The following is a 344-nucleotide window of genomic DNA, read 5'->3' as shown; positions in this document are numbered from 1 at the left end:
AAATAATCACATAGATAAAGTAGAAAAGTAAAAACCTATAAAAAAAAGTTCCAAACAATACCAAAACGAAAGGCAAAATCACGGTAGGGATGGTTGGGAGCAGAATAATAATTGTAACCTGTCCATGCTGCATTAAAGTGCTCTGCTTTTAGATATATTCTAGCACTCTGAATTTTTGCATTCACAAAAAAATCAAATCTTGGAAAACCACCAAACTTTCGATCTGTTTGAACGTAGAACTCTGCCATAAGTGGATCGTAACCATTCATATAATAAGTAGAAAAATAATTGAAGGTAATCCCTGTTTGTAAAAATAAGGCCTTCTTGAAAAAATGATTGGAGTA

At 32.3% G+C, this 344-nt stretch carries 1 protein-coding gene; it reads right to left on the bottom strand.

Translation table 11 applies throughout. The features are described 5' to 3' along the window. Positions 1-35: 35 nt before the first annotated feature. Positions 36-344 (bottom strand): putative porin (locus OS188_RS14755; protein WP_323370484.1); only part of this gene is annotated, 309 nt, incomplete at its 5' end.

It is taken from the genome of Xanthomarina sp. F1114, from assembly GCF_026410255.1.
Classification (GTDB): Bacteria; Bacteroidota; Bacteroidia; order Flavobacteriales; family Flavobacteriaceae; genus Xanthomarina.
This window is presented reverse-complemented; position numbering and strand designations above follow the sequence as displayed.